At 67.7% G+C, this 6,484-nt stretch carries 4 protein-coding genes and 1 pseudogene; 2 read left to right on the top strand and 3 right to left on the bottom strand.

The genetic code is table 11. From position 1 onward, the window contains the following. Positions 1-83 precede the first annotated feature (83 nt). Positions 84-530 carry a polymer-forming cytoskeletal protein gene (locus tag EON91_RS13700; RefSeq protein ID WP_292095827.1) on the top strand — a complete coding sequence of 149 codons (447 nt, stop codon included), beginning with the start codon at positions 84-86 and terminating at the stop codon, positions 528-530. Positions 531-586: 56 nt separating this feature from the next. Here EON91_RS13700 and prfB read toward each other — a convergent pair. The 3 genes from prfB to EON91_RS13685 all read right to left on the bottom strand — a co-directional run bounded on the left by prfB (position 587) and on the right by EON91_RS13685 (position 5,508). Further along, positions 587-1,709 (bottom strand): peptide chain release factor 2 gene (prfB, locus tag EON91_RS13695; protein ID WP_292095823.1). Its coding sequence is split into 2 segments (ribosomal slippage): positions 587-1,639 and positions 1,641-1,709, totalling 1,122 coding nucleotides; the frame shifts between segments, so codons are not numbered across the junction. Positions 1,710-1,812: 103 nt separating this feature from the next. After that, the gene (locus EON91_RS13690; RefSeq protein ID WP_292095825.1) at positions 1,813-4,194 is read right to left on the bottom strand and encodes a penicillin-binding protein 1A; all 2,382 of its coding nucleotides are present in this window, start codon (positions 4,192-4,194) and stop codon (positions 1,813-1,815) included. A gap of 96 nt (positions 4,195-4,290) precedes the next feature. Then, positions 4,291-5,508: an N-acetylmuramoyl-L-alanine amidase gene (locus tag EON91_RS13685; RefSeq protein WP_292095822.1), complete on the bottom strand. Its 1,218-nt coding sequence runs from the start codon at positions 5,506-5,508 to the stop codon at positions 4,291-4,293. A 437-nt stretch (positions 5,509-5,945) separates the two neighbouring features. On the opposite strand from EON91_RS13685, the pseudogene EON91_RS13680 reads away from it, so the two are divergent. Next, positions 5,946-6,484 (top strand): annotated as a pseudogene (locus tag EON91_RS13680) (S1 RNA-binding domain-containing protein); the annotation flags it as partial.

The following is a 6,484-nucleotide window of genomic DNA, read 5'->3' as shown; positions in this document are numbered from 1 at the left end:
CCGACCTTCCCGCGCCCGGCCACGCCGCCCGCCAGGCCGCGCCCGCCGCCCCGGCCCCGTCGGCCGGCCCGTCGGCCCGTGGCCTGTCGACCCTGTCGTCGGACCTTCAGTTCGAAGGCAATGTCACCGGGACCGGCGACCTGCAGATCGACGGCCAGATCCGCGGCGACGTGCGCGTCGGCCGCCTGATCGTGGGCGAGACCGGCGCCATCGAAGGCAATGTCTCGGCCGACTATATTGAGGTGCGCGGCCGTATCGTCGGCGGCGTCGTCGGCAAGCAGGTCAAGCTGATCTCGACCGCCTATGTCGACGGCGACATCACGGCCGAGCAACTGTCGATCGACATCGGCGCCTATTTCCAGGGCCGCTGCATCCAGGGGCGTCGCGACGCCCCGGCCGCCGCGCCCGCTCCGCAGGCCGCGACCCCGCAGCCGACCTTCACCGCCCCGGCGGCGCCGTCGCCCCTGCCCCAGGCCAGCGACCCGATCGCCCAGATGATCGACCTGCGTCCGGCCCAGGTCCGCGCCTGATCCCATCAGATCACGCCGAATGCAGAAAGGGCCCCGGATCACTCCGGGGCCCTTTTTCATTCCGTGGTGCTGCCCCGGGTCTCGCCGACCCGGGCCGCCAGCGCCGCACCCATGAAGGCGTCCAGATCGCCGTCCAGAACCCCTTGCGTGTCCGAGGTTTCGACGTTGGTCCGCAGGTCCTTCACCATCTGGTACGGCTGAAGCACATAGGATCGAATCTGGTGACCCCAACCGATGTCGGTCTTGGCGTCGGCCAGCGCCTGGGCCGCCGCCTCGCGCTTTTGCAGTTCCAGCTCATACAGGCGGGCGCGCAGCATCTTCCACGCCTGTTCGCGGTTCTGGTGCTGCGAGCGGCCGGCCTGACAGGCCACGACGGTGTTGGTCGGAATGTGCGTCAGGCGCACCGCCGAGTCTGTCTTGTTGATGTGCTGCCCGCCCGCGCCCGAGGCGCGATAGGTGTCGGTGCGCACGTCCGACGGGTTGATGTCGATCTCGATAGCGTCATCCACCACCGGCGACACCCCGATCGAGGCGAACGACGTGTGCCGCTTGGCCGCCGCGTCATAGGGGCTGATCCGCACCAGCCGGTGCACGCCCGATTCCGACTTCAACCAGCCATAGGCGTTCGGCCCGGTGATCAGGATCGTGGCCGACTTGATGCCGGCCTGCTCGCCGGATTCCTCGGCCTCGATCTCAACCTCATAGCCATGGGCCTTGGCCCATCGGCTGTACATGCGCAGCAGCATCCCGGCCCAGTCGTTGGACTCGGTGCCCCCCGCGCCGGAATTCACTTCCAGATAGGCGTCGTTGCCGTCGGCCTCGCCGGACAGCAGAGCCTCCAGCTCGGCGCGCGCGGCGCGATCCTTGATCGCCTTCAGGTCGGCGCGCGCGCCTTCCAAAGCGTCCTCGTCGCCTTCCTCGTCGGCCATGTCGGCCAGCATGACCCCGTCTTCCAGGCCCCGCTCCATCTCACGGACGGTGTTTATCTGGGCTTCCAGCCGCGATCGGTCACGGCTGACCGCCTGGGCCTGTTCGGGATCGTTCCACAGGGTCGGATCCTCGACCCGCGCGTTCAGCTCATCCAGTTTTCGAAGCGCGACATCCCAGTCAAAGACGCCTCCTGAGCAGAGCGATGCTCTGCTCGATGTCGGCCTTCATGGCCTCGACATCCGGTCTCATCGCATTCTCCATGCGAAACACTGGCCCCTCAGGATTGAAAGGGCCGCAAAGGAAACGGCGCGCCCGATCATGGGCGCGCCGGTCGAGGCGTCTAACTAGGGCCTCAGTAAAGTCCGCTCAAGTCCTCGGCGGGCTCGCGTTTGGGTGGCGTCGGCGTAGCGCTGGGCGGCGGCGCGGCCTGCTGGGCCTTTTCCTCAGCCTCAAGGCGCAGGACGTCGTTGTAGTTCTGCGGGCCGACCGGAACGGTCTCGCGCGGCATCTCCTCTTCGCGGCGACGCTCCTGGCCGGGGCGGAACGCCTCCTCGATGCCGTTGACGGTACGGAAGATGGCGTTACGCGGCCGCACGAACGGGCGGGCTGGGCGCTGCTTCAGGGCCGCCTGCATGAACTCCGTGAACACCGGCACGGGGCCGGTGGCGCCCGTCTCGCCGCCACCCAGCGGTCTGTTGTCGTCAAAGCCGATGAAGACCCCCACGACGATGTCCGACGAGAAGCCAACGAACCAGGCGGAGCGGTACTCGTTGGTCGTGCCGGTCTTGCCCCCGACCCAGCGACCCAGGCCGCGCGCGCTGGCGGCGGTGCCCCGCTGGACCACGCCTTCCAGCATCGAACTGATCTGATAGGCGGTGACGGGATCGATCACCTGCGTTCCGATCGGCTGCAGGTGCGGCGATTCCTGGCCGTTGAAGCCCCGTCCACACTCGCGGCACGTCCGCTTGTCCCCGCGATAGATGGTCTCGCCGTTCCGGTCCTGGACCAGTTCGATCAAATAGGGGTCCACCCGCCGACCGCCGTTGACGAAGGCGGCATAGGCGGCGGTCAGGCGATAGGGCGTGGTTTCCCCGGCGCCCAGCGACACCGACAGGTTCGGCTGCAGCGTGTCCGACACGCCCATCTTCTTGGACAGGTCGACCACGTTCTGCATCCCGATATCCTGGGCCAGACGCACGGTCATGACGTTGCGCGACAGCTCCAGTCCACGGCGCAGGGTCTGCGGGCCATAGTACTGGCGGCTGTAGTTTTCAGGCGTCCACCGCGAGCCGCCTGGTCCGGCGAAGCTGATCGGCGCATCCAGCACGATCGAGGTCGGCGTATAGTCGCCTTCCAACGCGGCGGCATAGACGAACGGCTTGAACGCCGAGCCCGGCTGACGCCAGGCCTGGGTCGCGCGATTGAAGCTGGACAGGCCATAGGAATACCCCCCGACCATCGCCAGCACCCGGCCAGACTGCGGCTCGATGGCCACCAGGGCGCCGTTGACGGCGGGCACCTGCTTCAGGGCGAACTGGCCGCCGTCGCGCGGCTCGACAAAGATCAGGTCGCCGCGTTGCAGCGGCTTGCGGGCGTTGGCCCAGGCGGCGTCGGATGACACCAGCGTCCCGGTCCGGTCGTCGCGGGCGGTGCGGACGCGCACAGTGTTGCCCGAGGCGCTTTCCACCGCAGCGGCCTGCCACTGGCGGCGTTCCGGCGGCGCTGTCTTCTTCAGAGCTGCGGCCTGCCAGCCCGGGGCGAAGTCGGTCGTGCCCCAGGCTCCGCGCCAGCCGTGGCGACGGTCGTAATTCTCAAGACCCTTCATCAGGGCGTTGCGCGCGGCCGACTGCAGCGTCGGGTCCAGCGTCGTACGCATATACAGGCCGCCACGCTGCACCAGCTCCTCGCCGAACAGGGCGTTCGAGCGGCGCCGCGCCTCCTCCACGAAGAAGTCGGCGTCGGCATAGGCCGCGCGTTTCGGCGCATCCTGGGTGCTCAGCGGGCGGGCGCGCGCCGTGGCCAGTTGCTCGGGCGTCAGCCAGCCGTTCTGGGCCATTTCGCCCAGCACCCAGTCCCGCCGCCCCTTGGCCGCGCCGGGATGACGCTTGGGGTGATAGTTGTTCGGCCCCTTGGGCAGGGCCGCCAGGAAGGCCGCCTCGTCCGGCGTCAACTGGGCCAGCGACTTCCCGAAATAATTATAGGCGGCCGAGGCCACGCCATAGGAGCGATAGCCCAGGAAGATCTCGTTCATATACAGTTCGAGAATCTGCTCCTTGGTCAGCGTCGCCTCCAGGCGGCTGGACAGGATCGCTTCCTTGAGCTTGCGGTTCAGGCTGCTTTCGTTGGTCAGCAGGACGTTCTTGGCCACCTGCTGGGTGATGGTCGATCCGCCTTCCAGGCGGCGTCCCGACACGACGTTGAAAACGTTCTTCAGCGACGCACGGCCTATGCCCGACACGTCGATGCCGCCGTGCTGGAAGAAGTTGCGATCCTCGGCCGCCAGGAAGGCCTGCACCACAGTGGCCGGCACCTGCTCATAGGGCACATAAATGCGCCTCTCATCCGAGAATTCGCCGATCAGGGTTCCGTCACCCGCATAGACGCGCGTCGCCGTGGCCGGACGATAGTCCGCCAACTCCGACGCGTCGGGCAGGTCATGGAAAACCCAGGCGGCGTAGACGGCCACCACCAGCCCGGCGAGCGCAATCGCGCCCAGCAGGCCAATGCCCGCCATCACGAACCAGCGTTCGGCAATCTTCACAGTGAACTCCGACGGGACGCCCCTGCGGTCGGTTTAGCCCGCGTCGCGTCGCGCGGAAAGGGGCTGTTGCTATCCGTCGTTCGAGCCGCCGCCCGCCATCACCATCGGCGCGCCCGGTTCCCGAAAATAGCGATCGATGCCCTGGGCCACTGTGCGCATCATCCGGCGGCGCTGACGATCATCGCCCAGGGTGCGCTCATCCTCGGGGTTGGTGATGAACCCCATCTCCAGCAGCACGGCCGGAACGTCGGGCGCCAGCAACACAGCCAGGCCCGCGTCACGGTGGCTGCGGCGCAGCAACGGACGTTCGGCGGCCTCCAGGTGGGTCAGCAGCACCCGCGCGAACTGGGCCGAGCGATTCTGGGTCGCACGCTGGGTCATATCCAGCAGGATACGGTCTACCGACGGATCGCGCCCCGGCAGACGCAGGTCGCGTTGCCAGTCGCCGTTGCGGGTGAACTCGCGCACCGCCCGACCGGCGCCCTGTTCCGACAGGGTATAGACGCTGGCCCCACGCAGGGCCGGATCGGATCCGGCGTCGGCGTGCAGGGAAATGAACAGATCGGCCCCGGCGTCGCGGGCGATCTGCACGCGGCGGCCGTGGATGACATAGACATCGCTGTCGCGGGTCAGGCGCACGCGATACCGCCCCGTCCGCTCCAGCTCAGCCTTCAGGTCACGCGCGGCGGCCAGGGTCAGGTCTTTTTCGTTGTTGTTCGCCCCCCGTGCGCCGGGATCGCGCCCACCGTGGCCCGCATCGATGACGATCAGCGGCTTTTCGGCCCGCGGCGCTTCACGACGCGGCGCCGGCGCCGTCGCGGCTGGCGCCGCGCGGCCTGTGGCCTTCAGGTCGATGACATAACGATAGTGCGCAACCCCGTCGCCGGGCGGCAACAGGAAGCGGCGCTCGATCTCGGCTCCCGACGCCAGGTTCATCTCGACACGAGAGTTTCCGCCCGAAGCCGCCACGCGATAGCCGCGCACCAGGCCCGTGCCATCGCCCGACAGGCCACGCCCTGGTGATACGCCGGTCAGCGAGACGATCACGCGCCCGCCTGCCCCGCTATCGACGACGGTCCCGCGCGCGGCGCTGTCCAGGTCGACCACGACCCGCGTCCGCTGGGCGTCCCCGCCGAACCGAATTCTCAGGACATCCCCCGCCGATCCGGACGCCAGCGCCCGGGCAGCGAACAGCGCGGCCGTGAAAAAGACGATCAGCGCAAGGGCCAGCAGCGCGCGATCCCGCACGCTCCAACGCCATGGCCCCGAACGCCACTCACGAAACATCACTATGGTCCTCGCCACTCATACCAGATTGGCGCGACCCTGCCTTCGCGGTTTCTTAAATGGGGTTAAGAGCGTCGCGCTTTCAATTCACAATCACCGTGACTATGCTTTAGTCCGCCTGCGACCGATCGCGACCGCCGACTCCCGTCGGGCCGGACGCGCCCTCCTCGCGGCGTGATTTTACAGCCATCCTAGGATCGGCCGGGTTCGCCCAGGCGCTCCGAAGACCGGGCTCGGGGCGCCGCCATAAACACGGCGCTCGGGTCCAGAACCGACAAAGAACCCAATGGGCCTGTCCGCCTGCGCTCCCCTCCGGCTTGAAAAAGCCGCCATCGCCTCCGGCGAAGGGATGACGCTTGCCCTGGCCCTGCCCCCCATTCGGCGAGCCGCTCCGACCCCTTGTGGTCCCGGCCTGGCGCGCCAGAGAGAGACCTTTGATGTCAAAGACTATGTTGATCGACGCGGCGCACGCGGAAGAAACGCGCGTCGCGATCGTGGACGGCCGCCAGGTTGAAGAGTTCGACTTTGAAAACACGGCCCGCCGCCAGCTTCGCGGGAATATCTACCTCGCCAAGGTCACCCGCGTAGAGCCCAGCCTCCAGGCGGCCTTCGTCGAGTATGGCGGCAATCGCCATGGCTTCCTGGCCTTCAACGAAATCCACCCGGATTACTATCAGATCCCGGTGGCCGACCGCGAAGCCATCATGGCCGAAGCCCATGACGACGAGGACGAGGACGATCTCGGCCGCGAAAGCGCCGACGACGATCACGACTCCGAAGGCAAGCTGGCCGACGAGGAGCGTCTGAAGCGCCGCCTGATGCGTCGCTACAAGATCCAGGACGTCATCAAGCGCCGTCAGATCCTGCTGGTTCAGGTCGTCAAGGACGAGCGCGGCGCCAAGGGCGCGGCCCTGACCACCTGGCTGTCGCTGGCCGGCCGCTACTGCGTCCTGATGCCCAACACGGGCAAGGGCGG

Source organism: Brevundimonas sp., from assembly GCF_004210735.1.
In the GTDB taxonomy this organism is placed as follows: domain Bacteria; phylum Pseudomonadota; class Alphaproteobacteria; order Caulobacterales; family Caulobacteraceae; genus Brevundimonas.
Note: the sequence above shows the minus strand (reverse complement) of the source record. Positions and strands in the feature narration are given on the sequence as shown.

Excerpts from the sequence above, each read along its gene's own strand:
- EON91_RS13690 (WP_292095825.1), bottom strand. The coding sequence starts at position 4,194 with ATGGCGGGCATTGGCCTGCTGGGCGCGATTGCGCTCGCCGGGCTGGTG.
- EON91_RS13685 (WP_292095822.1), bottom strand. The coding sequence starts at position 5,508 with ATGTTTCGTGAGTGGCGTTCGGGGCCATGGCGTTGGAGCGTGCGGGAT.